Origin of the sequence: Streptomyces sp. NPDC047061 (assembly GCF_040643955.1) — a bacterium.
Lineage (GTDB): Bacteria > Actinomycetota > Actinomycetes > Streptomycetales > Streptomycetaceae > Streptomyces.
On the sequence record NZ_JBEYVI010000012.1, the window covers coordinates 154,485 to 181,095 of the forward strand.

At 72.6% G+C, this 26,611-nt stretch carries 17 protein-coding genes; 14 read left to right on the plus strand and 3 right to left on the minus strand.

Annotated elements, in window-relative coordinates; translation table 11 throughout:
* Positions 1–24 precede the first annotated feature (24 nt).
* The 3 genes from ABZ887_RS19710 (at position 25) to ABZ887_RS19720 (ending at position 4,213) form a co-directional block, all read left to right on the plus strand.
* Entirely contained in the window at positions 25–882 is an 858-nt protein-coding gene (locus ABZ887_RS19710) for an intradiol ring-cleavage dioxygenase (RefSeq protein ID WP_361290860.1), read from the plus strand.
* The gene (locus tag ABZ887_RS19715) at positions 879–1,946 is read left to right on the plus strand and encodes a maleylacetate reductase (RefSeq protein WP_361290863.1); all 1,068 of its coding nucleotides are present in this window, start codon (positions 879–881) and stop codon (positions 1,944–1,946) included. The genes ABZ887_RS19710 and ABZ887_RS19715 overlap by 4 nt, the downstream gene beginning before the upstream one ends.
* A 98-nt stretch (positions 1,947–2,044) precedes the next feature.
* The gene (locus ABZ887_RS19720) at positions 2,045–4,213 is read left to right on the plus strand and encodes a tetratricopeptide repeat protein (RefSeq protein WP_361290866.1); all 2,169 of its coding nucleotides are present in this window, start codon (positions 2,045–2,047) and stop codon (positions 4,211–4,213) included.
* A gap of 117 nt (positions 4,214–4,330) precedes the next feature.
* On the opposite strand, the gene ABZ887_RS19725 is transcribed toward ABZ887_RS19720, so the two are convergent.
* Positions 4,331–7,222 (minus strand): BTAD domain-containing putative transcriptional regulator, encoded by a 2,892-nt coding sequence (locus ABZ887_RS19725; RefSeq protein ID WP_361290869.1) that lies wholly within the window; start codon positions 7,220–7,222, stop codon positions 4,331–4,333.
* Positions 7,223–7,538: 316 nt separating this feature from the next.
* Here ABZ887_RS19725 and ABZ887_RS19730 point away from each other — a divergent pair, with 316 nt between their 5' ends.
* Positions 7,539–8,309: a helix-turn-helix domain-containing protein gene (locus ABZ887_RS19730; RefSeq protein WP_361290872.1), complete on the plus strand. Its 771-nt coding sequence runs from the start codon at positions 7,539–7,541 to the stop codon at positions 8,307–8,309.
* Between the two features lie 51 nt (positions 8,310–8,360).
* On the opposite strand, the gene ABZ887_RS19735 is transcribed toward ABZ887_RS19730, so the two are convergent.
* Entirely contained in the window at positions 8,361–9,140 is a 780-nt protein-coding gene (locus tag ABZ887_RS19735) for a CmcI family methyltransferase (RefSeq protein WP_361290875.1), read from the minus strand.
* Positions 9,141–9,177: 37 nt separating this feature from the next.
* Entirely contained in the window at positions 9,178–9,327 is a 150-nt protein-coding gene (locus tag ABZ887_RS19740) for a hypothetical protein (protein ID WP_361290878.1), read from the minus strand.
* A 1,289-nt stretch (positions 9,328–10,616) separates the two neighbouring features.
* Here ABZ887_RS19740 and ABZ887_RS19745 point away from each other — a divergent pair.
* The 10 genes from ABZ887_RS19745 (at position 10,617) to ABZ887_RS19790 (ending at position 26,610) form a co-directional block, all read left to right on the plus strand.
* Positions 10,617–12,095, plus strand: coding sequence for a sugar transferase (locus ABZ887_RS19745; protein ID WP_361290881.1), 1,479 nt, complete (start codon positions 10,617–10,619; stop codon positions 12,093–12,095).
* Between the two features lie 82 nt (positions 12,096–12,177).
* Positions 12,178–13,494: a nucleotide sugar dehydrogenase gene (locus ABZ887_RS19750; protein ID WP_361290884.1), complete on the plus strand. Its 1,317-nt coding sequence runs from the start codon at positions 12,178–12,180 to the stop codon at positions 13,492–13,494.
* Positions 13,484–14,749, plus strand: a complete 1,266-nt coding sequence (locus tag ABZ887_RS19755) for a glycosyltransferase family 4 protein (protein WP_361290887.1) — start codon at positions 13,484–13,486, stop codon at positions 14,747–14,749. Before ABZ887_RS19750 ends, ABZ887_RS19755 begins: the two co-directional genes overlap by 11 nt.
* Complete coding sequence (locus ABZ887_RS19760) at positions 14,746–16,119, plus strand: Wzz/FepE/Etk N-terminal domain-containing protein (RefSeq protein ID WP_361290890.1); 1,374 nt, start codon at positions 14,746–14,748, stop codon at positions 16,117–16,119. Before ABZ887_RS19755 ends, ABZ887_RS19760 begins: the two co-directional genes overlap by 4 nt.
* Positions 16,116–17,669 (plus strand): Wzz/FepE/Etk N-terminal domain-containing protein, encoded by a 1,554-nt coding sequence (locus ABZ887_RS19765; protein ID WP_361290893.1) that lies wholly within the window; start codon positions 16,116–16,118, stop codon positions 17,667–17,669. The genes ABZ887_RS19760 and ABZ887_RS19765 overlap by 4 nt, the downstream gene beginning before the upstream one ends.
* A 3-nt stretch (positions 17,670–17,672) precedes the next feature.
* A complete protein-coding gene (gene asnB / locus ABZ887_RS19770) occupies positions 17,673–19,607 on the plus strand; it encodes an asparagine synthase (glutamine-hydrolyzing) (protein WP_361290896.1) in 1,935 nt (644 codons plus the stop codon).
* Between the two features lie 16 nt (positions 19,608–19,623).
* Complete coding sequence (locus ABZ887_RS19775; protein WP_361290900.1) at positions 19,624–21,813, plus strand: bi-domain-containing oxidoreductase; 2,190 nt, start codon at positions 19,624–19,626, stop codon at positions 21,811–21,813.
* The gene (locus tag ABZ887_RS19780; RefSeq protein ID WP_361290903.1) at positions 21,813–23,801 is read left to right on the plus strand and encodes an alginate lyase family protein; all 1,989 of its coding nucleotides are present in this window, start codon (positions 21,813–21,815) and stop codon (positions 23,799–23,801) included. The genes ABZ887_RS19775 and ABZ887_RS19780 overlap by 1 nt, the downstream gene beginning before the upstream one ends.
* 9 nt (positions 23,802–23,810) lie before the next feature.
* Positions 23,811–25,340: a right-handed parallel beta-helix repeat-containing protein gene (locus tag ABZ887_RS19785; RefSeq protein WP_361290906.1), complete on the plus strand. Its 1,530-nt coding sequence runs from the start codon at positions 23,811–23,813 to the stop codon at positions 25,338–25,340.
* Between the two features lies 1 nt (position 25,341).
* Positions 25,342–26,610: an O-antigen ligase domain-containing protein gene (locus ABZ887_RS19790; protein WP_361290909.1), complete on the plus strand. Its 1,269-nt coding sequence runs from the start codon at positions 25,342–25,344 to the stop codon at positions 26,608–26,610.
* Position 26,611 lies beyond the last annotated feature (1 nt).

Sequence of the window (26,611 nt, forward strand, 5' to 3'; positions counted from 1 at the left end):
AGTTCCTCCGGGCAAGGAGCCGGCATGACAACCGAAGACGTGGTCACCGCGGAGGCCGTCGACAGCCTGCGGGACACCGACGACCCCCGGCTGCGCGAACTGCTCACCGCGCTGATCCGCCATCTGCACGCCTTCACCCGTGAGACCCGGCTGACCCGGCGGGAGTGGGAGGCGGCGATCGCGTTCCTCACCGAGACCGGGCAGACCTGCACGGACACCCGGCAGGAGTTCATCCTGCTCTCCGACGTCCTGGGCCTGTCGATGCTGGTCGAGACGGTCAACGGGCACAGCAACCCCGGCAGCACCGAGTCGACCGTCCTCGGCCCCTTCCACATGACCGAGTCCCCGGTCCGGGAACTCGGCGCCGGCATCGACCTGACGGGCACCGGTGAACCCTGTGTGGTCAGCGGGGTCGTCCGCTCCGCCGACGGCACCCCGCTGCCCGGCGCGGTCCTGGACGTGTGGCAGGCCGACCCGCACGGCTTCTACGACGTGCAGCAGCCCGACGTCCAGCCGCCCGGCAACGGCCGAGGCCTGTTCACCGCCGACCACGAGGGCCGCTTCCGGTTCCGGACCTGTCTGCCCAGTGCCTACCCGATCCCGACCGACGGCCCGGTGGGCGCCCTGCTCAAGGCCACCGGACGGCACCCCTACCGCCCCGCCCACATCCACTTCATCGTCTCGGCCGCGGGACACGCGCCGGTGACCACGCACATCTTCGTCGCCGGCGGGGAGTACCTGGACTCCGACGCGGTGTTCGCGGTCAAGGAGAGCCTGGTCAAGGACTTCGTCCCGACCGAAGACCCGGCCCTGGCCGCGGAGTACGGGGTGCCGAACCCGTTCCGGCACGCCCGCTTCGACCTGGTCCTGGAGCGCTCGTGAACCCCTTCGACTTCGTGTACGAGACCCGTCCCGCCCGGGTGGTCTTCCGGCCCGGAGCCGCGCTCACCGCACCCGCCGAGGAGGCCCGGCACCTGGGGCTGCGGCGGCTGCTGGTGCTCAGCGGCGAGCGGGGCGCGGACACCGCCCGGGCGGTCGCCGACTCACTCGGGGACGCCTGCGCGGGCCTGCACACCGGGGCCCGGATGCACGTCCCCGTGGAGGTCGCCGAGCGGGGCGTCGAGGCGGCGCGGGCCGCGGGCGCCGACGGCTGTGTGGCCGTCGGCGGCGGCTCGGCCATCGGCCTCGGCAAGGCCGTCGCCCTGCGCACCGGACTCCCGCTGATCGCCGTCCCCTCGACCTACGCCGGCTCCGAGATGACCCCGGTCTGGGGCCTGACCGAGCACGGCGTCAAGCGCACCGGCCGCGACCCCGTCGTTTTGCCCCGCAGCGTCGTCTACGACCCCGAGCTCACCCTCTCCCTGCCCGTCCCGCTCTCCGTGACCAGCGGGATCAACGCCCTCGCCCACGCCGTCGAGGCGCTCTACGCCCCCGACGGCTCGCCGCTGGTCTCGCTGATGGCCGAGGAGGGCGTACGGGCGCTGGCGGGCGCGCTGCCCGAGATCGCCGCCGCACCGGAGTCGGTACCGGCCCGCTCCCGCGCCCTGTACGGCGCCTGGCTGTGCGGGGCCTGTCTCGGTGCCACCACCATGGGCCTGCACCACAAGCTCTGCCATGTCCTCGGCGGCACCTTCGGCCTCCCGCACGCCGAGACCCACACCGTCGTCCTGCCCCACGCCCTCGCCTTCAACGCGCCCGCCGCCCCGGAGGCGGCCGCCGCCGTCGCCCGGGCCCTCGGCGCGGACGACGCCCCGACCACCCTCCAGCAGCTGGCCGCCTGCCTCGGCGCACCCCGCTCCCTCGCCGAACTCGGCCTGAAGGAAGCGGACCTGGCGGTGGCCGCGGACCAGGTCGCCGGGCAGCCGTACGCCAACCCGAGACCGGTCACGACCGACGGGGCGCTGAGCGTGCTGCGCGCGGCGTACGAGGGCGGGCCGGTCCGGTAGGGGCGGCGCGGGGCCCCGCACGGTCGTTCCCTTCTGCGCGTGTCTGCTCGGTTACCATGCGCGATGTGAACTCACGGGTGGCGCGGGGACTTTGGGCAGTGGCAGGCGCCGCCGGGGCGTTCGCCGCGGTCGCCGCGGGCTGGCAGGTGCTGGGCGACGTGGGACCGGAGCAGTTCGCGTTCGCGGGGGTGAGCGCGCTGATCGGCGGAGCGCTCGCCTGGTTCCAGGCCGACGGCGCCGCGCGGCCGTCGGTGCCACAGCGTCCGGTGCCCCGGGAACTACCCCGTGACATCGCCGACTTCACCGGCCGCGGGCCCGAACTGTCCCGGCTCGACGACCTGTTGCGTACGAGAGACCGATCGACCGGGCCGCTCGTCGCGATCTCCGGCAAGGGCGGCCTGGGCAAGACGACGCTCGCGGTACGGGCCGCGCAGCGGGTGGCGGCCGACTTCCCCGACGGGCAGCTCTTCACGAACCTGCGCGGGTACGACGCCACGCCGGCCGAACCGGCCGAGGTGCTGGGCAGCTTCCTGCGGTCGCTGGGCACCGACCCGCATGCCGTTCCCGACGCCCAGCAGGACCGCGAGCAGATGCTGCGCACGCTGACCGCCGGACGCCGGCTGCTCATGGTCCTCGACAACGCCAACGGACCCGGGCAGGTGCGGCCGCTTCTTCCCGGTGGGCCGGACTCCGCGGTGGTCGTCACCAGCCGGGCCCCGCTGAGCAGCATCGAGGGAGCGCACCCGATCGTCCTCGGCCTCCTGCAGCCCGGCGAGGCGGTCGAGCTGCTGGGCCGGATCGCCGGTCCGGACCGGGTGGCGGACGACCCGCGGGACGCGGAGCGGCTGGTGGCCCTGTGCGGGCACCTGCCGCTGGCGATCCGCATCGCGGGGGCGCGCCTGGCCGAGCGTCCGGACCTCGGCCTGTCCGCCCTGGTGGAGCGCCTGGCCGACGAACGGCACCGGCTGGACCAACTGGAGATCGGAGATCTCGACGTGCGGTCCACCTTCATGATCAGCTATCAGGGGCTGCCGGCCGAGCAGCAGCGGGCGTTCCGGCTGCTCGGCCGCTTTCCCGGGCCCGACTTCGCGGCGTGGCCGCTCGCCGCGCTCATGGACATCGCGCCCCGCGACGCCGAGCGCCACCTGGACGCCCTCGTGACCGCCCAACTGCTCGACCCCGTACGCCCCGACGAGACCGGCGCCCCTCGCTACCGGTTCCACGACCTGCTGCGCGCACTCGCCGCCGAGCAGCCCGAACCCGAGGCCGAAGCCGACGCCGCGGCCGGCCGGCTGCTCGGCGCGTACCTCACGCTCGCCGCCGAGGCGGAGGACCGGTTCCAGCCGGGGGAGCTGCGCAAGACCAGCACCCACCCGCGCTACGGGATCGAGGCCGAGTACCGCGACCGGCTGCTGCGTGACCCGGTCGCGTGGTTCATCGCCGAGCGGCACAACGTCGTGCCGTGCGTGCGGTTCGCACACGAACGGCAGCTCTGGGACGCGGCATGGGAACTCGCCCACATCGCCGCTCCGTTCTTCGAGATGCTGGCCACCTGGGACGACTGGGACACGGCGTTGGGCCTGGCGCTGGCCGCGGCCCGGCACTCCGGGAACCGCTGGGCGGAGTCGATCACGTTGTTCGACGCCGGGGCGCTGTCTCGTTTCATGGGCAGGTCCGAGGAGGCACTGGCCGCCTACGAGGAGGCACTGGCCGGGTACGAGGCGTCCGGCGACCAGCACGGCATGGCCGCCGTCAGGTTGGTGCAGGGCATCGTCCACCGCAATCGGGGCGAGTGGGAGACGGCCGCGGAGCGGCTGACCGCTGCCGCCGAGCAGTTGGAGGCCGCCGGGGACCGCCGGTTCACGGCGCAGGCACTGCGCAGCCTCGCGGTCGTCCGCTGCGGCCAGGGGCGTCTCGACGAGGCCATCGCGCTGTTCCGGCAGGCGATGGCGGAGTTCCACGATCTCGGAGACAGACGGGCCGAGGCCTACGCCTGGCGTGGTCTCGCACAGGCCCAGCTCGACAACGGCGACCTGGCCGCGGCGGCGACTGCCTTCGGCAGAAGCCTGGAACTGACCCGGGAACTGCACGATCGCCGGGGCGAGGCCCGGGCACTGCAAGGACTCGGCCGGGTCGAATCCGCCCTGGGCACGACTGCTGCGGCGCTGCGCCGGTTCGCCCAGGCCAGGGAGATCGCCGAGGAGACCAACGACCAGGTCCTCGACAGCGAACTGAGCGACGACATCACTTCCGTGCCCCAGGCGTAGCCGTCCCGGCTGAACGTCCGGCCGTGGTGCCGTGGTGCCGTGGTGCCGGGCGGCCAGGTGGTCCGGGTCCGGTGGCCGGGCCGGGCCGTGGCAGCCGGGTCCTGGCGCTGCCCGGCCTCAGTCCGGTGCCGATCCGACGCCAGGAGCGGAGCCGTAGTCGGGAGCGGAGCCGTCGGTGGCGGGGAGGCCGAGCCGTTCGAGGAGACCGGCACGGAGCGGATCGGTGTCCGGGAGGCCGAGTTCGGTGGTGATGGCCAGTGCCTGGGTCCACGCGGTGCGGGCGGGATCCGGGCGGCCGGTGGCGTCGTGGATGTCGCCGAGGCAGACGAGACCGGCGGCCTCGCCGTGCCGGTCGCCCGTCTGGTGGAACAGGTCGAGGGCCTGCTGATAGCGGTCGACCGCCTCGGCGTGCCGGCCGAGCCGGTGGAGGATGTAGCCGAGGCTGTCCTGGATGTGGGCCTGCCCGTTGAGGTCCCCGGTCTCCTGGGCCGGCTGCAGGGCCTGCCGGCAGTACGTCAGGGCCTGCTGGTGGTCGCCGAGCTGGGCGAGTATCCAGCCGATGTGGTTCAGCGCGGCGGACTGCCCGGCCCGGTCGTCGACGGCACGGTGGTGTGCGAGGCTGTCGTGGGCGTGGCCGAGCGCCTGCTGATGCCGGCCCTGGGCCTCGGACATCCGGGACAGGTGCTGGTGGATACGGGCCTGCCCGGCATGGTCGCCGGCCTCGCCGAACAGCTCCAGCGCGCGCAGATAGTGCGCGCGGGCCGCGTCCGGACGGTCCAGCCGGTCCTCGGCGAGCCCGAGACCCCGGTGGGCCTCCGCCTCTCCGACGACGTCGCCCGCGCGCCGGGCGGCGTCCAGCGCCGCGGTGTGCGCGGCGATCAGCGCGCGCCGGTTGCCGTGCCGGTCGAGATAGGTCGTCAGCGCCGAGGCCAGCCGCCAGGTGTGGCTGTGCAGGCCGGCCGCGGGCGCCTGCTCCACCGCGGCGAGCAGGACCGGATGCTCGGCGGTGAACCAGGCCTGTGCCTGCCGGTGACCCGACAACTCCTGGGGAGCGGACCCTGGTTGGGCGGTCGGCAGGGGAGTGGGGGTGGGCCGGGGGGTCAGCAGCGCGTCCGCCCGGTGCGCGGTGTGGAGGTAGTGGTCGAACATGCGGTGCGCCGCGGTGCGCCGGGTGTCCTCGTCGTCGTGCGTGGCGACCAGCTCGGCCGCGTAGGCGCGCAGCAGGTCGTGGAAGGCGTACCGGCCGGCGGGCTGTTCGGTGAGCAGATGTCCGCGGACCAGCTCGGTCACCAGCGCGCGGGCGCGGGCGGCGGGTACACCGGCCAGCGCGGCGACGGCCGGCAGCGCTGCGTCCGGGCCGGGATGCAGGCCCAGTAATCGGAAGAGCCGGGCGGCCTCCGGGCCGAGCGCCCGGTACGACCAGGAGAACACCGCCCGTACCTCGCTGCTCGCCTCCCCGCCGTCCAGGGCGTCCAGTCGCCGGTCGGCCAGGCGCAGCTCCTCGGCGAGGGCGGCCAGCGGCAGTTCGGGCTGCGCGGCGGCACGGGCGGCGACGATCGCGAGCGCGAGCGGCAGGCCCGCGCACCGGCGGACGATCTCCGCCACGGCAGCGGGGTCGGCCGTCACCCGCTGCGCGCCGAGCCGGCGGATCAGCAACTCCCGGGCCTCCTCGGCGGCGAGCATGCCGACGGTCAGCAGCTGTGCCCCCTCGGTGGCCGCGAGACCCGTCAGCGATCTCCGGCTGGTGATCAACGCCAGGCACCCGGGCGCCCCGGGCAGCAGCGGACGGACCTGCTCGGCGTCGCGCGCGTTGTCCAGCACGACCAGCACCCGACGCCCCGTCAGGAGACTGCGGTACAGGCCGATCTGGGCCTCCAGACCGGCCGGGATCCGGGCCGGCGGCACACCCAGGGCGTCCAGGAACCCCCGTACCGCCTCGGCGGGGCCCATCACCGAGCCGCTGGGCGTGAAGCCGCGCAGGTTCACGTACAACTGGCCGTCGGGGAAGGATCGTTGGGCTCTGCGTGCCCAGTGCACGGCCAACGCGGTCTTGCCCACTCCGGCCGTGCCCGACACCGCCGTGATCACCACCGCCGCCGGCTGGTCCGCCGCCGAGGCGAGGACCGCCTCCAACCGGGCGAGTTCCGCGCCGCGACCGATGAACCCCTGCACCCCCATGGGGAGTTGGCCGGGGGCCGCACCCGGCCAGGGCGTCGCCGCGACCGCCGGCCGCGCCGGGGGAGCGGCCCGGACCGGCGTACGGGACGGCGGCCGTGCGACGGACCCGGCCAGGCCACCCCGCAGGATCGCCTCGTGGACCTTGCGCAGTTCCGCACCGGGGTCCGTACCGAGCTCCTCGGCGAGCCGCTTGCGGACGGCGGCGTAGCAGTCCAGTGCCTCCGCACTGCGGCCGGCGGCGTACAGCGCCCGCATCAGCGCCTCGGTCAGCGGTTCCACGAGCGGGTAGGCGTCGAGGAGTTCGGCCAGCGGACCGATCACGGCGACGGGATCGCTGACGCGCGACTCCGCATGGGCCCAGGCGACCGCGGCGTCCACGTGCTGCCGCCGCCAGGCCTCGCGTACCCGTGCCGCCCACTGCCCGCCGAGCCCGGCCAGCGGTTCCCCGTGCCAGAGCCCGAGCGCCTCGCGCAGCAGCGTCGCCCGCGCCTCGTCGGTCCGCCCCGTCTCCCGGGCCCGGCCCACCAGCTGCCGGAACCGATGGATGTCCACCTGGTCCTCGCGGGCCTCCAGCAGGTATCCGCCGGAGCGGCGCACCAGACGCAATCGAGGGTCTCCCGAGCCCTCGGTCTGCTCGCACAGCCGGCGCAGCCGGGCGACATGGGCGTGCAACGCGCGCCGCGCCCCGTCCGGCGCATCGGCGCCCCACACCCGTGTGACCAGTACGTCGGCCGGGACGGGCCGGCCGGTGTCCACCGCCAGCGCGGCCAGCACGGTCCGCCGCTGCGGTGGCCCGACCTCGGCGGTCCGGCCCTGAATCTGGAGCTCCACGGGTCCGAGAAGGCGTAATTCCACCACGACATTCACACTCCCCGCACAGCTGTTCTTCACCTCGCGCACACATTCTCGCGCTGGGCGACAACCTATCGACAACGTTCTCAGCCACACTCGAACTTCAGTCTGATGACGCGGACTTCAGTCTGCTGGGGCGTGGAGTCTCCACGCACGGCGGCGCACCGCACACGGGGAACGGCGGCACGGGGCGCCGGTCGAGCGGTATCCGGGGGAGAGCGACGTGAACGAACAACGGGGAGCAACAGCCACCAGAACGGCGGAATCACCAGCCACGAGAACGGCGGAATCACCGGTGCGACGGCCGGACCGCCCGTACGAGCCGCGGGCACAGCGCGCGGCGCCGCCCGCGCCGCCCGTTCCGCATCCGTCGGACGGCGGCGGACGCAGTGTGCTGGAGGGTGCCTTCGCGCTGCTGGGGGCGGTGGAGCGGGCCGAGGAGGCCGGACTGACCAGGCTCGCGGCGGAGTGCGGCCTGCCCAAGACGACCTCGTACCGGCTGCTGGAGCAACTGGTCGAACTGGGTGCCGTCGAGCGGAGCCGCAAGGGCTACCGCATGGGGCCGCGGATCTTCCGGCTCGGGCAGGGCTGGCAGCCGTATCCGGGCCTGCGCGGCGCCGCCCGGGCACCGGCCCGCCGCCTCGCGCGCATCACGGGCGCGGCGGTCGGGCTCAACGTACTGCGGGAGGGCCAGACCCTGGTCCTGGACTGGACGCCCGGCGAGAGCGCCGGGGGGCCCGGCAGAGCGCTCGAGAGCGGGGTCTGGCCGTGGTACACCGCGGCGGGCAAGGTGCTGGTCGCCGGGTCGCGTCCGCGGCTCCCACTGGGCCCGCTGCCCGGGTCCTGGCACCGGCAGGCCGAGGCGATCCGGGAGCGGGGCGTCGCCTTCGACCGGGAGGAGGTGACGGCCGGCGTGTGCTGTGTGGCTGTGCCGGTACCCGGCCCGAACGGCGCGCCGGTGGCGTCCCTGAGCCTCGTGACCGATCCCGCGCACAGCCTGGACCGGCTCGCGGGCGTGGTGCAGCAGACGGGACGGATGATCGGCGCCGCGCTGCGCGGCCGGTGAGCCGACGAGAAGGGCGCCGGGCCGGGCGGAACCCCGGCCCGGGCGCCCCTTTCAAGAGCCCGGAGCAGAGGCCGTACCAGCCGTGCGGCGCAGCCACATGTTGCGGCAGGAGATGCCGTACCTGTTGAGGTCGGATCGCTTCTCGAAGGCCTTGCCCTGGTCGGTGGAGAGCCAGTCCCGCACGGCCGACACGACTCCGCCGGTCTCGCCCGGCGGCTTGATGCGGACGCACAGTTCGGGCACGTCTATGACGCCGTCCTCGACCACGAAGAAGCCGTCCTCGGGGACGAACCGCGCGTAGTGCGACAGCGCGGCGTAGGTGGTCTCGTAGGCGTGCCGGGTGTCCTCGACCACGAGACAGCGCGCCCCCTGCGGTATGCACGCGGCGACCCGGACGCCGGTGGCCGGATCGAGTACGTCCCCTTCCAGCAGGGTGATGTGTTCGGCGTAGCCGGGGTCGGCCGCGGCCAGGACGTCATGGGTGTGTTTCTGGGAGAGGTCGACGGAGACCACCCGGATGTCCTGGGGAACCAGACCGTAGGCGGCCAGGATGCGCAGCCGATCCCGGAACCACAGCGCCGAGCCGCCCGAGTGGGTCCCGAGCTCCACGACGACCTGGGCCCGGGAGAGCCACAGCAGATGTTCGAACATCCGCAGATCCTCGGGGAATTTCATGAGACGGACACCCGCGTACGAATCATGCACATACTGGCCCACACGATCCTGCCAGTAGGTCAGCAGACTGCCTTCGGCGGCGGCCCGCACCTCCGGCGGAAGCGCTTCGGGGTCGTGCACGTGGGGCGGAAGGACCACGGAATCCTGGGCGGCCATCTTTTCTCCTTTTCAGGGGTGGGCAAGGAAAGCGTCGTCACAGGCCGGCGAGGCGGTCGCCGGTCAACCTCTTGACCTCGTACGACTCGGGGAGCTGCCGGGCGACATCGATGTCGCCCCCTTGGCGGCCGGCGTGAGAACGCGGAGGGCGGCCGGTGGACGGTGGCTGCGTGGCGTATGCGGCCACGGGGATTCCCGGCGCCGGAGCCTGCCGGTCGGAGGAGTCATTCAGCCGGCACGGGACCATCGGTGCCGACGGCTGGTCGTCGAAGGGAGGCGGGATCCGGCCGTGCTGGGTGCACGACGGCCGGTCCTGGGTCGCATCGCCGGCCCACCTAAGCGGAGGAGCTATCACCGGTTACGGGTGCCGGGAAGGGCTTTCTCGTGGTGCGGCAGGCCTGGTAGGCAGAAAATACTGCCTGGCAGGGCAGATTGAGGGGGTGATGGCGAGGGCGGCGTGACTGACGCTCGGTCCGTCGGATGCCTCATCGGGCAGCGGAGGGTCACGGCGCACCTGCGCGGACGGCGCGGCAGCGCACGTGCAGGGGGCAAAGGGGCTGAAGTCCTGGCAACGTGCCGAGCGGCCGACGCCGTCGGCTGCCGGATGTTCCCGGCGGCTGCCCGAACGTGCACATCTGTGCAAGGAGTTGGTCTTCCTCCCCCTCCGGAGCCCCGGCCGGGCAGGTGGCGGCCCCGGTGTGCGCGCACCGTCGTCGGGGCGACGGCGATGAGCCGGTTGTGTGTGCCTTTCGTGTTTGCGCGCCAGCGGAGCGGTGAAGATCCCTTCCCATGTGCCGCCGACCGTCCGCCCGCGCGCCCGCCGCCCTGGTGCCCACCCGATGGGAATCGGCCGAACAGGTGCTGAATACAGCCCAGTTGGCAACGCCGGAAGGCCTCCGGGGCGCCGGTCCCGGAAGCTCGGGGAACTCGCGTCATCGAAGGTCACAGGGCACGTCCTCCGTCGCCGGAGCACCCACAGGCGACCGCCCATCCGTGGACCCGGCTTCAAATCATGACCACAAATTCCACACAGCCCTCTCTTCAGGCGGGCCCCGATGGTCTAGATTGACCGTGCTTCGCACATGCTGGGACACGAGGCGACAAATGATGATCTATGGGTCCGTCGTGCAGACGGCTGGTGGCCGCATCTCTGGCGCCGGTCGTGGGAGTGATCAACTCCTGGGGCCCGACAGGAGCTTCGGGTGCGGGGAGCACCCGAGGTCCCGACGGGTTCCCGTACACCTCGGGAGCCTTGCAGAGCAGGCAAGTCCGCCGCGGCAAGGGCGGGTTGTTCAAGTAGCGCTGAAGTAGCCGGGATGTCATACGCGGGGGGCGGGGGCCACCTGCGGGAAGAACAGCGCGGCGCGGGGAGCCGGGGGGCCTCCCGGGGGCGGAAGCGGTCGGGAGGCGGGGGTCTCCCGGGGGAGGAACCGTGTCAGTGCACCATGTCGAACCACTGGGGACCGGGGGGTTTCTGTGCGGCAGGGGGGACTAGTCGGCCCTTTTCCGCCGGCGCGCGGGCGTCTGGCGAACGGGGCGGTCAACAGGCCTGCGATCGAGTGGGAGCAGCGGTACAGACGTACCGTGATCATCAGCGACACCCTGGCCACCGCCTGCGTGGTGGCGGGGATCGGAGAGTTCTTCGGGGCCCGGGACGCGGCCAACTGGCACGAGAAATGGGGGATTCTCGCCTTCGGCACCGAACTGCTGGTGCTGTCGGCGCTGGTGGTGGGCCGGTCGTGGGCCCCGGCCGTGCTCGGCCAGGGTGCCGAGGAGTTCCGCCGGCTCGGACGCTCGCTCTTCGCGGCGACCGTCGTCCTGGCGCTCGGCGGTATCGCCCTCACCTCGCGCAACATCAAGCTCTGGATCTTCGTCGCGATCCCCGCGATCGGGCTCGTGACCATGACCGCGCGGTACCTGCTCCGCCTCGATCTGCACAGACGGCGCAAGGACGGGCGGTGCCTGAGACCGGTGCTCGCCGCCGGCAGCCCGGCCACCGTGGGCGACCTGATCGGCCGGACCCGCAAGTTCCCGCACATCGGCTGGCGGGTGGAGGCGGTGTGCACGACGGACGGCCGCGGGCTCGAAGGTGACGAACTGGACGGAGTACCGGTCGTCGGCCTGCTGACGGACGTCGCCAAGCACGTCCGCCACGACGGCTACCGCGTCGTCGCGGTGACACCGGACCCGTACTGGACGCCGGACCGGTTGCAGCGGCTGGCCTGGAACCTCGAGGGCAGCGACGCCGAGATGGTCGTGGCCCCGGTGCTGATGGAGGTGGCCGGCCCGCGGCTGCACGTCGACGCGGTGCTCGGGATCCCGCTGCTGCGGGTCAGCCTGCCGACCTTCACCGGCGGCCGCCGGGCGATCAAGGAGGTCGTCGACCGGGTCGGCGCGGTGGTCCTGCTGATGCTGTTCGCACCGCTGATGCTGTTCGCCGCGCTGCTCGTGCTGGTGGACAGCCGGGGCGGGGCCTTCTACCGGCAGCGCAGGGTCGGCAAGGACGGCAGGGAGTTCACGATTCTCAAGTTCCGCACCATGGCCGTCGGGGCCGACCGGGCACGTGCCGAGCTTGCCGACCGCAACGAGGGCGCGGGACTGCTGTTCAAGCTCCGCCGGGATCCACGGGTGACCCGGGTGGGAGCGGTGCTGCGCCGGTACTCGGTCGACGAACTCCCGCAGCTCTTCAACGTGCTCACCGGATCGATGTCGCTCGTCGGTCCGCGGCCTCCGCTGCCGGAGGAGTGCGCCGAGTACGACCCGGACATCCGGCGGCGGCTGCTGGTCAAGCCCGGGCTCACCGGCCTGTGGCAGATCAGCGGACGCAGCGACCTGCCGTGGGAGGAGGCGGTCCGCCTCGACCTGCGGTACGTGGAGGACTGGTCGCTCGCCCTCGACACAGTGATCTTGTGGAAGACGATGCGTGCCGTCCTCCACGGACAGGGGGCCTACTGATGCGCGGGGGGCTGCGACTCAAGGGTTCCGCCGACGCGGGGACCGCAGGCCACAAGGGCCTGCCTGGGGGGAGAGACGGGTCATGAGAGTCAGCGTTTTCGGGCTCGGCTACGTGGGCTGCGTATCAGCCGCGTGCCTGGCCGGCATGGGCCACGAGGTCATCGGGGTGGACGTGAACCAGGTCAAGGTCGACCTGGTCAACGACGGCAAGGCTCCGGTGGTGGAGGAACGTATCGGCGAGCTCATCGCCGAGGTCGTGCGGACCGGAGCCCTGCGCGCCACCGGCGACGTCCGCGAGGCGATCATGGACAGCGAGATCTCGCTGGTCTGTGTGGGCACCCCGTCGGAGCCCAACGGCAGCCTGTGCACCACCTACCTGGAGCGGGTCACCGAGGAGATCGGCGCCGCGCTGGCCGAACGGGGCGGGCGGCACACCGTCGTGTTCCGCAGCACCATGCTCCCGGGCACCTGCCTGAACCTGCTGGTACCGATCCTGGAGAAGAACACCGGCTCCACGGCCGGGGTGGACTTCGGGGTCGCGGTCAACCCGGAGTTCCTGCGCGAGGGCACGAGCGTGCGGGACTTCTTCGACCCGCCCAAGACCGTCGTCGGCGAGCTCGACCCGGCGAGCGGCGACGCGGTGCTGGCGCTGTACGACGCCCTGCCCGGCGAGGTGTTCCGGGTGCCGATTCCGACGGCCGAGGCGATCAAGTACGCGGACAACGCGTTCCACGGCCTCAAGATCGGCTTCGCGAACGAGCTGGGCGCGGTGTGCCAGGCGCTCGGAGTCGACTCGCACCAGGTGATGGACGTGTTCCTGGCCGACCGCAAGCTGAACATCAGCCCCGCCTACCTGCGGCCCGGCTTCGCCTTCGGCGGCTCCTGCCTGCCCAAGGACCTGCGCAGCCTGGTCCACGCGGCACAGCGGGCCGATGTCTCCGTCCCCATCCTCGCCCACGTGCTGACCTCCAACTCCGACCATCTGCAGCGCGCGGTGGACCTGGTCGAGCGCACCGGCAAACGCCGGGTGGGCCTGTTCGGGCTGTCCTTCAAACCCGGCACCGACGACCTCCGCGAGAGCCCGCTCGTCGAGCTGGCGGAGCGGCTCTTCGGCAAGGGCTACGACATAAAGATCTACGACGCCAACGTGAGCCTCTCCCGGCTGCTCGGCGCGAACCGCGAGTACATCGAGAGCCGGCTGCCGCACCTCGCGCAACTGCTCGCCGACTCCGTCGACGAGGTGCTCGAACACGCCGAGGTCTGCCTGGTCGGGACCAAGGACCCGGCCGTGCTGGCGGCGCTGCCGCACGGCGACGGACCGGTGATCGTCGATCTCATCCGCCTGCCCGACGCCGAGACGCGCCGGACCGAACCGGGGTACATGGGCCTTGCTTGGTAACACAACCAGCCGCGACGGGACCGACCGGCGCGCGCTGATCCTGGTGGAGAACCTGTCGGTGCCCTTCGACCGGCGGGTCTGGCAGGAGTGCACGACACTGCGCGACGCGGGCTGGACGGTGCACGTCATCTGCCCGCAGGGCACCAAACGCGACACGGAGCCGGAGGCGGAGATCGACGGGGTGCGGATCCACCGCTACCCGCTGCGCGCGGCCACCGGAGGTCCGGCCGGCTACCTGAAGGAGTACGGCTCGGCGCTCTGGCACACGGCCCGGCTGGCCCGCAAGGTCGGCCCGGTCGACGTGGTCCACGCCTGCAACCCGCCCGACCTGCTCTTCCTGCCGGCCCTGTGGCTCAAGCGGCGCGGCGCACGGTTCGTCTTCGACCAGCACGACCTGGTACCGGAGCTGTACCTCTCCCGGTTCGACCGCGGCAAGGACCTGCTCTACCGCGCGGTGTGCGCGCTGGAACGGCGGACCTACCGGGCCGCGGACATCGTCCTCGCGACGAACGAGAGCTACCGGGACGTCGCGGTGAGCCGCGGTGGCCGGCGACCGGAGGACGTCTTCGTGGTGCGCAGCGCGCCCGCGATCGAGCGGTTCCAACCGGTGCCGCCGGAGGAGGAGTTGAAGCGCGGCAAGCCTCATCTGCTGTGCTACCTCGGCGTCATGGGCCCCCAGGACGGCGTCGACTACGCCCTGCGGGCCCTCGCGAAGCTCCGCGACGAGCTCGGGCGGACCGACTGGCACGCGGTGTTCGTCGGCTCCGGCGACGCCTTCGACGCGATGACGGAGCTGTCCCGGCGGCTCGGGCTCGACGACCAGGTGCAGTTCACCGGGCGCATCCCGGACGCCGACCTGGTGCGCTACCTGTCCACCGCGGACGTCTGCCTCTCGCCCGACCCGCGCAATCCGCTCAACGACGTGTCGACCATGAACAAGGTCCTCGAGTACATGGCGATGGGCCGGCCGATCGTCTCCTTCGACCTGAAGGAGGCGCGCGTCTCCGCCGGTGAGGCCGCCGTCTACGCGCCCGCCAACGACGAGGCCGAGTTCGCCGGGCTCGTCGCGCTGCTCCTGGACGACCCGGACAAGCGGGCCCGGATGGGCAAGATCGGCCAGGAGCGGGTGAGCGGACCGCTCTCCTGGCGCAACTCGCAAGCGTCGCTGCTTGCTGCCTACGCAGCCGCCTGCCGTGACCACACCCCGGTGTCGGCGGCCGATCAGGTTCGAACAAGAAAGAGGCAGCGCAGTTGAGCGAGGAATCGATACGTCTGGTCACCATCGGGCGGATGTTCCGCCGGCGCTGGCGGCTTCTGGCCGCCTTCGCCGTCGTGGGCGCACTCGTCGGCTACGGCGCCTCGGTGGTGTTCCCACCGACGTACACGACGTCGGCGTCGGTCCTGCTGCCAGGGCAGTGGGAAGAACGTGAGCTGCTGACCCAGGTCGACATCGCGACCAGTTCGACGGTGGTCGACCGCGCGGCCGCCACGCTCCGCTGGACGGACGTCAGCAATGCCGAACTGCGCGACCAGGTGACCGCCTCGGCCGCCGACGGGAACATCATCAAGATCTCCGGCACGGCCGACACCCCGAAGCGGGCGCAGCAGCTCTCCGACCAAGTGGCCCAGCAGTTCGTCAAGTTCGCCTCGCGGATCGCGGGCGGCGGCACCGACTCCGCGGCAGCCACGGAGTCCGAGGCGCTGCGCAAGCAGGTCGAGGAGGCCAACCGCCGCATCACCGAGCTGGCCGACGCGGCCGATCCGGGACAGACCGTGGAGGGCGTGCAGGCCCGGACGGAGCTCGAGAAGCTGAGCACCTCGCTGGAGGAGGCCATGACGAAGCTGGACGAGGCCAACCCGGCGACCAACAAGGCCGGCATGGTCGTCATGGGGCCGTCGGCCCGGCCGACCGGCCAGGCACCGCCGACGAGGATCCAGCTCATCGCCGCCGGAGCGCTGCTGTTCCTCCTGCTCGCGGTCGTCGGCCACCTCGCCGCCGCACGCATGAACCGCCGGCTGCGCACCGAACCGGAGATCACCGCGGCGCTGGGCTCGGCGCTGCTGGGCACCGTGGAGGTGCCCGACGGAGGGCGCGGCGCGCACCAGCCGGAGGGCGGCGCCCGACGCAGCCGGCTCCACCGGCTCCTCGGCGCCGACACCCGGTGGGACCTGCCGACCCCGCCGAGGTCCGACGACGAGGCCGCTCGACGTATCCGCTACCGGCGGGTGTGCGCCCGCCTCCGTGACCAACTGCCCGCCCCCCGGCGCCTGCTGGTGGTCGTACCGGACGGCGACGAGACCGCCCGCCGGGCCGCCGGACAGCTCGCCGCCGAGGCCAAGAGCGATCCGCAGCTGCGGGTGGTGGAGGTCTCGGTGGACCGGCCGATCGTGCCGGACCGCGACACCGAGTCCGGCGCCCTCGTCGTCCTCAGCGCGGGCAGCTGGACCGCGGAGGAGCTCGCCGGTATCGCCGAGGCGTGTGCGGACGGCCGGCACGAGGTCCTCGGCATCGTCGTCGCCGACCCGGTCCGCGCCCGTGAGACCCGGTCCGCCGGCCACCACCCGCCGGACGACGCCACTCTCGCACTCGCGGTTCGCGGCCAGGCCACAGGAGGTTCAGCGTGACGACCAGCACGACCGCGGAGTCGTCGGCCGCCGCTCCGCTTCTCGACCTTCAGGCCCTGGTGGTGTCGGTGCGCAGGCGCCGCCGCCTCTGGTACGCCACGGCACTCCTCGGCCTGCTGGGGGGCTCCGGGCTGGCGGTCGCGATGCCGCCGGCGCCGACCGCGGTGACCGAAGTACTGGTCGCGCACGAAGCGGACCAGCCGAACGACACCGGAACGCTGATCCGCACCGACGTCCAGCTGCTCCAGACCACACAGATCGCCGGCAAGGCCCTGCGGTCCCTCAAGTCCGCCGAGAAACCGGAGGACTTCCTGCAGGAGTACAAGGGTGCCGGGCTGACCAACAACCTGCTGCAGATCACCGTGACCGGCGACACCGACGCCCAGGCCGTGGCCCGGGCCAAGGCGCTGGCCGACGCGTTCGTCGCGGACCACGTGCAGCGGATGCAGCGGACCGCGCAGGCCGAGGCCCAGGCCCTGCTCGACCAGCGCGACCGCATGCGCGACGAGCTCGCCCAGGTCAACAAGGAGATCGGGAACCAGCAGGCGGACAGCGACCCGAAGGCGTCGGCGACCCTCGAGTCGCTCTTCGCCCGCCGTGCCGAACTCAACTCGCGTATCTCCGACTTCGACGAGCGCGCCGCGGACGCGCGGACCGGCGCACCCCAGGTCGTCGCCGGCACGCAGATCGTGGACACCCCGCGCGCACTGCGGCACTCCCTGCCCAAGGCCGTCGCCACCGACTCCGCGATCGGCCTCGTCCTCGGGCTCTTCCTCGGGCTCGCGCTGGCCGCGGTCGGCACGGTGGTGGCGGACCGCCCCGTGCTGCGCCGGGACATCTCGGCGAACCTGGGCGCCTCGGTCATCGCGGAGCTGCCCCGCCGGTCGGGCAGGCCGTGGCGGCGCCGGCGGACCCGGCTGACCCGCGAACGCCTTGCCGCGTCCCTGGCCCGCACCCTGCGCGGCTCCACGGAACCGGTGTCGCTGCTGGAACTGGGCTGTGCGCGCGGCGCGAGCGTGATCGCCCTGGACCTCGCCAGGGCCCTGGCGGCGGAGGGGCCGGTGACCGTCGTCGACGCGCTGCCGGGCAGGCAGTTGGCGGGCCGCCGCCAGAAGCCGGGCGACCCGACCGTGGTCGGCGCCGAGCAGGCCGCGACCGTGCCGCCCCAGGAGCGCAGGATCGGCGTCGGCTCGGTGGCGCCCGGCACGGCGTGGACCGATCTCCAGTACCTCGGCACCCAGACCGTCCTCGTGGTGCGGGCCGGACACGGCAGCGCAGCCTGGCTGCACACCGTGGCCCGGCAACTCGCGGACCAGCGCATCCCGGTGATCGGTGTGGTGCTGATCGACCCCGACCCGCGGGACCGCACCGACGGCACCCTGTGGGACGGACTGCAGACCGCGCTGCGCGGCCGGAGCGAGCGGCCGGCCGCACAGCCGGGGACGGAGCGGTCGGCCACGCAGCCGGGGTCGGGGACGGGCCGGCGGCGGACGGAGCGGCAGCCGGTGTGGGCCGCCCGCGGCCCGGAGAACGAGCAGGAGGTGCGCTAGCACATGTGTGGCATCGCAGGCACCTACCGATGGCCGGACGGAAAGATCGTCACCGACCGGCTCACCGACACCCTCGCCCACCGCGGTCCGGACGGCTCGGGCCGGTACAGCCACCCCGTGGGCGACGGCGAGGTGCACCTCGGACACCGCAGGCTGGCCATCATCGACCTGTCCGACACCGGCGCCCAGCCGATGGTCTCGGACGGCCTCGTCCTGACCTACAACGGCGAGCTGTACAACGCGCCCGAACTCCGGGCGGAGCTGGAAGCCACCGGGGTGCGCTTCCGCGGCACCTCCGACACCGAGGTGCTCCTGGAGGCCTGGCGGCGCTGGGGCACGGACTGCCTGCCCCGGCTGCGCGGCATGTTCGCCTTCGGCGTCTTCGACGAGCGCACCGGCGACCTGGTGCTCGCCCGCGACCAGCTCGGCATCAAGCCGCTGTTCCTGCTCCGGCGCGGCGGCGGCCTGGTGTTCGCCTCCGAGCTGAAGGCGCTCTCCGTCGCCACCGGCCGGTCGTTGCAGGTGGACGACGCGGCGCTGGTGGCCTCGCTGCTGTACTACTGGGTGCCGGACTCACGGTGCGCGTTCCGCGAGGCGGAGAAGCTGGAGCCGGGCAGCTGGCTGCGGTGCCGGCCCGACGGCCGGGTGGAGCGCGGCCGGTTCTGGAACCTGAAGGACGTCGCCGCCGAGGGCCGGGAGCGGGCCCGGGCCGGTGAGACGCCGGACCTGGCCGCGATCGTCGAGGAGTCGACCCGGCGCCACCTGCTCTCCGACGTACCCGTGGCGACCTTCCTCTCCGGCGGCCTCGACTCCAGCTACCTCACCGCGCTGGCGGCCCGCCACCAGCCGGGGATCTCCGCCTACACGATCGGGTTCCGCGCCGAGGACGCGAAGTTCGAGGCGATGCCGGACGATCTGCGCTACGCCCGGCAGGTCGCCGAGCAGTTCGGCGTCGACCTGCACGAGATCGAGATCGCGCCGAACGTCCTCGACCTGCTGCCGCAGATGACGTACCACCTGGACGAGCCGATCGGCGACCCCGCCGCGATCAACACCTACCTGATCTGCATGGCCGCGCGAGAGGCCGGGGTGAAGGTGATGCTCTCCGGGATGGGCGCGGACGAGCTGTTCGCCGGGTACCGCAAGCACCTGGCCAACCTGATCGCGCTGCGCTACCAGCGGGTCCCGCGGCCCCTGCGGCGCGGGGTGTCCGCGGCCGTGGACCGGCTGCCGGTCGCCACCAGTCGCCGCGGGTACCGGTCGGTGCGCTTCGCGAAGCGGTTCCTCTCCTTCGCCGACCTGCCGGAGGAGACCGCCTTCCGGCGCAGCTACACCATGTACGACCAGGACGAGCTGCTCGCCCTGCTCGACCCGGACCTGGCCGGGACGGTCGAGGACGTGCTCACCGAGCACGCGGACGTCTACGCGGACAACGACCTCGACGACTTCGTCAACCGCATGTGCCTCACCGACGCCCGGATGTTCCTGCCGGGCCTGAACCTCACGTACACGGACCGCTCCAGCATGGCCGCCTCGACCGAGGTACGCGTGCCGTACGTGGACGTCGAGGTGGTCAGGGCCGCGTTCGCGGTGCCCGGCGACCGCAAGATCGCCGGACGGCAGGGCAAGGCCGTCCTCAAGGAGGCGGCCACCTCGATCCTGCCCCGGGAGATCGTGTACCGGCCCAAGGGCCTGTTCAGCGCCCCGCTGCGGGCCTGGATGAGCCGGGACCTGGCACCGCTGGTGCGCGAGGTGGTCAACGACGGCGAGCTCGTCCGGTCCGGGTTCCTGCGCCGTGACGCACTCGCGCGCATGGTCGCCGAGGACGCCGCCGGGCAGCAGGACTTCTCCAAGCATCTGTGGCACGTACTGACCCTCGAGTACTGGTATCGCGACGCGACCTCCGGGTCCGGCCAGAGCACTCGGTTGACGGCTTAGGAATTCAGGAGTTCGGGTGAAGCAGGTTGTGCAGAACTACAAGAGCGGCGAGCTGGCGGTGCTCGACGTTCCGGTTCCGGGGTGCAAGCCGGGCGGTGTGCTGGTCCGCAGCGCCTACTCGCTGATCTCCACCGGGACCGAGCTCATGAAGGTGTCCGAGGCCGGCATGTCGATGCTGGGCAAGGCCCGCTCCCGCCCCGACCAGGTGGCCAAGGTCATGCAGAGCGTGGCCACCAACGGGCTGCCCGCCACCTACCGCAAGGTGATGGGCAAGCTGGACTCCTACACGCCGCTCGGCTACTCGCTGTGCGGGGTGGTCGAGCAGGTCGGCGCCGGCGTCGACGACGTGAAGGTCGGCGACCTCGTGGCCTGCGCCGGCAACGAGCACGCGCTGCACGCCGAGCTGAACTGGGTGCCGAAGAACCTCTACACCCCGGTGCCGGACGGCCTCGCGCCGCGGCACGCCGCCTTCGGCACGGTCGGGTCGATCGCGATGCAGGGCGTCCGCCAGGGCGAGCCCCAGCTCGGCGAGGTGGCCCTGGTCATCGGCCTCGGCCTGATCGGGCAGCTGGTGGTCCAGCTCCTGACCGCCGCCGGAGTCCGCGTCGTCGGCGCCGACCCCGACCCGGCGCGCTGCGAACTCGCCGAGCGCCTGGGCGCCGTGGCCTGCGGCGACCCCGCCTCCGCGGCCGTGGAGGCCGCGGTCGCCGAACTCACCGACGGGCACGGCGTGGACCAGGTGTACCTGGCCGCCGGCGGCGGCAGCAACCAGCCCGTCGAGCTGGCCGCCCGGCTCTGCCGGGACCGCGGCCGGGTCGTCGACATCGGCAAGTGCCGCCTGGACCTGCCGTGGAACGCGTACTACGAGAAGGAACTCGACGTCCGGTTCTCGCGGTCGTACGGCCCCGGGCGCTACGACCCGGAGTACGAGCTGGAGGGACGCGACTACCCGATCGGCTACGTGCGCTGGACCGAGCGCCGCAACCTCGCGTGCTTCCTCGACCTCGTCGCCCGCGGCCGCGTCGACGTGGAGCCCCTGGTCTCCCACGTCGCCGACTTCGACGACGCGGTCGAGACGTACCGGCGGCTGAAGGACGGCGAACTGAAGGCCGTGGCCGTGCTGTTCCGGTACCCCGAGCAGACCACGGAAGGGGAAGGGGAGGCGGCGGCCCCGTCGGTGGCCGTGCCCGCGGTGCGCCGCGGTGAGGCGACGCCCGCCCCGGTCCGGGCCGCCAAGTCCCCGGTGCGTCTCGCGTTCGTGGGCGCGGGGAACTACGCGACGTCGATGCTGCTGCCGCACCTGGCCCAGCGCGAGGGCGTCGAGCTGTCGACGGTCGTCACCACGACGGCGCTGTCCGCGGCCAACGCGCAGCGCAAGTTCGGCTTCGCCGGGGCGACCACCGACCTCGACGCCGTGCTCGGCGACAAGTCCGTCGACGCGGTGTTCGTGGTCACCCGGCACAGCTCGCACGCCGAACTGACCCGCAAGGCACTGCTGGCCGGCAAGACGGTGTTCGTGGAGAAGCCCCTGGCCCTCACCGAGGACGAACTGGCCGGCGTGCTCGCGGCGGTGGAGGAGTCCGGCAACGACCGGCTCCAGGTCGGCTTCAACCGCCGGTTCGCGCCGCTGCTTCAGGAGGCCAAGGAGCGGTTCGGCGCCCGGACCGGTCCGGCGAGCCTGCGCTACCTGGTCAACGCGGGCCGGCTGCAGCACGGCAGCTGGTACCTCCAGCAGGGCACCGAGGGCTCGCGGTTCGCCGGCGAGGGCGGCCACTTCGTCGACACGGCGAGTTGGCTGCTCGACGCCGACCCGGTCTCGGTCTACGCGGTCGCCACCGCCGGCAGCGACGACCTGCAGGTCGTGCTCCGCTACCCGGACGGGTCCACCGCCACCATCAGCTACGTCACCACCGGCGCGCCCGGCTTCCCCAAGGAGACGCTGGACCTGGTCGCGGACGGCAAGGTGCTGCGGCTCGACGACTTCGTCCGGGCCTCGGTGTACAGCCGTAAGCGGTGGGTGAGTTCGCGGCTGCCCAAGGCCCGGGACAAGGGCCAGAACGCCGAACTGGCCGCGTTCATCAAGGCCGTGCGCACCGGCGGGCCGATGCCGGTGCCGCTCGAATCCCTGGTCGCGACCACCGCGGCCACCCTCGCCGTGCAGGCCGGCCTGGCCGGCGGCGCGCCGGTGACGTTGGCGAGGGCCTGATGACCATGAGCGCAGGCTGGTACCTGCGACGGCTGTCCCGGATGGGGCCGCGGGAGATCGCGGGCCGGGCGGGCGACACGGTGCGCAGACGCCGCTGGCGGTCCGCACGGCCCGACGCCCCGAAGGTGACCGGCGCCCGGTTCACCGCCGTACTCCCCGCCGGGACGATCGCCGCGGTGCCGCCGGACGCCGCGAAACGCCTCGTCGCCGAGGCGGACCGGTTGATGTACGGGCATGTCGAGTACTTCGGGGTGGTCCGCGACGACCTCACCGACCCGGACTGGTGGTGCGACCCGAAGACCGGGCGCCGGGCCCCGTGGGGCTACGCCTTCGACGTGCCGTACCGCAACGAGGACGTGGTCGGGGACATCAAGCAGATCTGGGAGCCGTCCCGGCACCAGTACCTCACCGTGCTCGCCGCCGCCTACGCGGTCACCGGGAACGAGCGGTACGCCGAGCGCGTGGCCGAGCACCTGCGGTCGTGGTGGACGGCCAACCCGCCGCTGAAGGGCGTGCACTGGATCAGCGGTATCGAGCTGGGCATCCGGCTGCTGTCCTGGGTGTGGGTCCGCCGGCTGCTCGACGACTGGCCGGGCGCGGCCGGGCTGTTCGAGGAGAACCCGGTGGCGCTGAACCAGATCTGGTACCACCAGCGCTGGCTGGCATCCTTCCCCAGCCGGGGCTCCTCGGCGAACAACCACGTCGTCGCCGAGGCCGCCGGACAGCTCGCGGCGGCCTGCGCGTTCGACTGGTTCCCCTCCTCGGCGCGCTGGCGGGCCGACGCGCTGCGGTCGCTGGAGCGGCACCTGCGGAGCAACACCTTCCCCTCCGGCATCAACCGCGAGCTGGCCAGCGAGTACCACGGCCTCGTGCTGGAACTCGGCCTGGCCGCGGTCGCCGAGGCGGATGCCGCGGGCGTGCAGGTCCCCCCGTCCGTCCGGCTGGTGCTGCTGCGGATGACCGACGCCCTCGCGGCCGTCGTGGACAACCGGCTGCGGCCGCCGCGCCAGGGAGACGCCGACGACGGACACGGCCTGGTCGTGGACGGCGCGGGCACCGACCGCTGGGCCTCGCTCCTCGCCACCGGCGACGCCGTGTTCGGCCGCCTCGACTGGTGGCCGGCGGTGACCGGCACCGATGTGCGCACCCCGCTGCTGGCCGCGCTCATCCGGCCGTACGCGAAAGACGGAACCGCACCCGCCGTGTCCCGCCCGGCAAGCAGGCCGGACCACTTCGCCGACGCGGGGCTCACCGTCCTGCGCGATCCGGGCGGGATCTGGTGCCGCTGCGACGGCGGCCCGCACGGCTTCCTGTCCATCGCCGCGCACGCCCACGCCGACGCACTGTCCGTGGAGGTCCGGCACGACGGGGTCGACGTGCTCGCCGACCCCGGGACGTTCTGCTACCACGGGCAGCCCGAGTGGCGGCAGTACTTCCGCTCCACCCTCGGCCACAACACGCTGCAACTGGACGGCGGCGACCAGTCCGTCTCCGGCGGCCCTTTCCTGTGGACCCGGCACGCCCGCACCCGCGTCCTGACCGCGGACACGTCGGGCGAGGGGGTGGCCCGCTGGTGTGCCGAGCACGACGGATACCAGGGCACCGTGCACCGCCGCCGGGTGGAGCTGACGGCCGCGAGCCAGCAGCTGAAGGTGGTCGACGAGGTGCGCGGCCCGTACCGGACCGTGCAACTGGCCTTCCACCTCGGCCCGGAGATCGCCGCGGACCTGGTGGGGAACCGGGCGGTGCTCACCTGGATCCGGGACGGCGAGGGGCGTTCCGCGGTGCTCGACCTGCCCGGGCAGCTGTCCTGGCGGGCGCACCGCGGGGAGACCGCCCCGCCGCTGGGCTGGTACTCCGCGGGCTTCGGGCGCAAGGAACCCAGCACGACGCTGATCGGCACCGGAACTGGCACCGGAACTGGCACGGGCACCGAACCCGCAGACGGCACGCGCGGGTTCACCACCGTGCTCAGGTTCGGCGGCTAGGGGGGGCACGTGGTGATCAAGAGGCGGCACTGGGCGGCGGCAGCGCTGGCGCTGGCCCTGCTGACGGCGACCGGCTGCGACAGCACGTCGGGTGCCCGGGCAGCGGAGCCGACCGCCGCACCGTCCACGTCCGCGGCCCGGGCCGTGGCCCGGGTGTGCGCCAACCCCGCGGCCGGACCGGCGAAGGCGCCGGCCGGCGCGGTGACGGTCGACCCCTCGGTCGTCGGTGACCTGGCGGCGAAGACCAAGAACAGCCCCCCGAACACCACGTTCTGGCTGCGGCCCGGCAAGCACCGGCTCGCCCCGGACCGCTACGCCCAGGTGATCCCCAAGAAGGGGGACCACTACCTCGGTGCGCCGGGCGCGGTGCTCGACGGCGGGAAGAAGAACCAGTACGCCTTCGCGGGCACCGCCCCCGACGTCACCATCCGCTACCTGACCGTGCAGCGGTTCGTCGCGCCGCAGAACGAGGGCGTGGTCAACCACGACTCGGCCGACGGGTGGGTGATCGAGCACGCGACGATCCAGGACAACTCCGGGGCGGGGCTGATGGCCGGGGCCCACCAGCAGGTCCGCACCAGCTGCCTGCGCGACAACGGACAGTACGGAATGAATGCGTACAAGGGCGGTGGCGGAATCAGCGGCCTGGTGGTCGAGGACAACGAGATCGTCGGCAACAACACCGACAACTGGGAACGCAGGCAGGAGGGTTGCGGCTGCACCGGCGGCATCAAGTTCTGGGCCGTCGACGGCGCGGACATCCGCGGCAACTGGGTGCACGGCAACCACGGAGCGGGGCTGTGGGCGGACACCGACAACAACGACTTCCTCATCGAGAACAACGTGCTCGAGGCCAACGACGGTGCCGCGCTGATCTACGAGACCAGCTACAACGCGGTCATCCGGAACAACACGATCCGGCGGAACAACTGGGTCGAGGGCCGCAGGTACGCCGACCGCGGCGACAACTTCCCGTACGCGACGATCTACCTGTCCGAGTCCGGCGGCGAACCACGGGTCCGGGCCCGCACCGACAAGATCGAGATCTACCGGAACGTGCTGGAGAACAACTGGTCCGGGATCACCCTGTGGGAGAACGCCGACCGTTTCTGCAACAGCCCGGCCAACACCTCCTCCGGTGACTGCACGCTGCTGGTGAAGAACGCCCGAAGCTGCGCGAAGCCGGCGATCGACAAGGCGCCGCTCTACGCGGACTGCCGATGGAAGACGCAGCGCGTGGACATCCACGACAACCGCTTCGTGCTCGACGAGTCCGTGGTCAAGTGCACCGAGATGTGCGACCGCATGGCGGTGCTGTCCAACTACGGCACCTATCCGGACTGGTCGCCGTACAAGGGCGAGAAGGTGGCCGAGGCGATCACCCACAAGCAGGACAACCGCTGGCACCACAACACCTACCTCGGACCGTGGGAGTTCGTCGCCTACGACCCGAGCCGGGTGCTCGACTTCGACGAGTGGCAGGGCATGGACTACCGGCAGGACGCGGGCAGCACTCTCGACCCAGGGGCCGGTGGTTGAGATGGACGCGCAGACGAACACGGCGGCGGACACGCGGTCCGGTGCCGAACCGGGCTCCACCGGCACCCCGAAGATCGTCGGAATCGTCTGGGGGCTGCTGGTCCTCAACACGCTCGGTTCCGCCGGGGCGAAGACCATCGTCCCGCTGCCGCGCTCCCTCATCCAGATGGTCACCATGGGCGCCCTGGTCGCCGCGTTCGCGCTGGCACTCGCGGTCAATCTCCGGCTGCGCATCCGGCCCAGCGCCTACCTGCTCCTGCTCACCCTGCTGCTGGTGACGAGCGTGATCTCCAGCGCCAACCTGGAGTCCGGGTTCGGCGCGCTGTTCCGCTGCTTCCGGCTGGCTCTCTTCATCGGCACCCTGTGGCTGCTCAGCCGCTGGTGGGACGGCAGCCTGACATTCGTCCGGTACCACATCCGGGCGTACTTCGCGGTGCTCGGATCGGTGGCCCTCGGCCTGGTCGTCTCACCGGGCGCGGCCCTGCCCGACCTCTACGGCGGACGCCTGGTCGGTGCGTTGTGGCCGCTGACCCCGCCGCAGATCGGGCAGTACGCGGCGGTGATCATCGGGCTCACCGCGCTGCTCCTGCTGGGCCGCCGGACCGACCGGAAGAGCGCCGCGGTGGTCATCGTGCCGTCCTTCGTGCTGCTCGCGCTGACGCATACCCGCACGGCCACGCTCGGCCTGCTGCTCGGATTCGCGCTGGCTCTCGGCTCGCTCATCCTGACCAGCGCGGCTGCCCGCAAGTTCTTCAGCTGGGCGGTGCTGCTCGGCGTGGTGGCCGCGGTCGGGTTCGCCTCCGCCCTGCAGACGTGGTTCCTGCGCGGCCAGACCAAGGAGAACTTCTCCAGCCTCACCGGCCGGGCCAAGGTCTGGGACGCCCTGCTCGCCGCGCCCCGGTCCACCTCGGAGAAGCTGCTCGGCGTGGGCCTGGGCGACAAGTCGTTCGGCGGACTGCCGATCGACAACAGCTGGCTGGCCGTCTACAACGAGCAGGGCCTGATGGGCGTCGCCCTCGTCGCGGTGATCATCATCGTGCTGGGCGCCGTGGCGCTGCTGCGGCCGCCGTCGCTGGCGAGGGCCTGCGCGATCTTCCTGATCAGCTACTGCGCGATCGCCTCGTACACCGAGGCCGGTCTCGGCGACGCCTCGCCGTACCTGCTGCATCTGGCGCTGGCCGCCTCGCTGCTGGCGTCGCCCGCCGCGGCGACGTCCCCTGCCACGCCCGGGGCTCCTCGACCACTCGCCCAGGGAACGGAGGCGGCCTGAC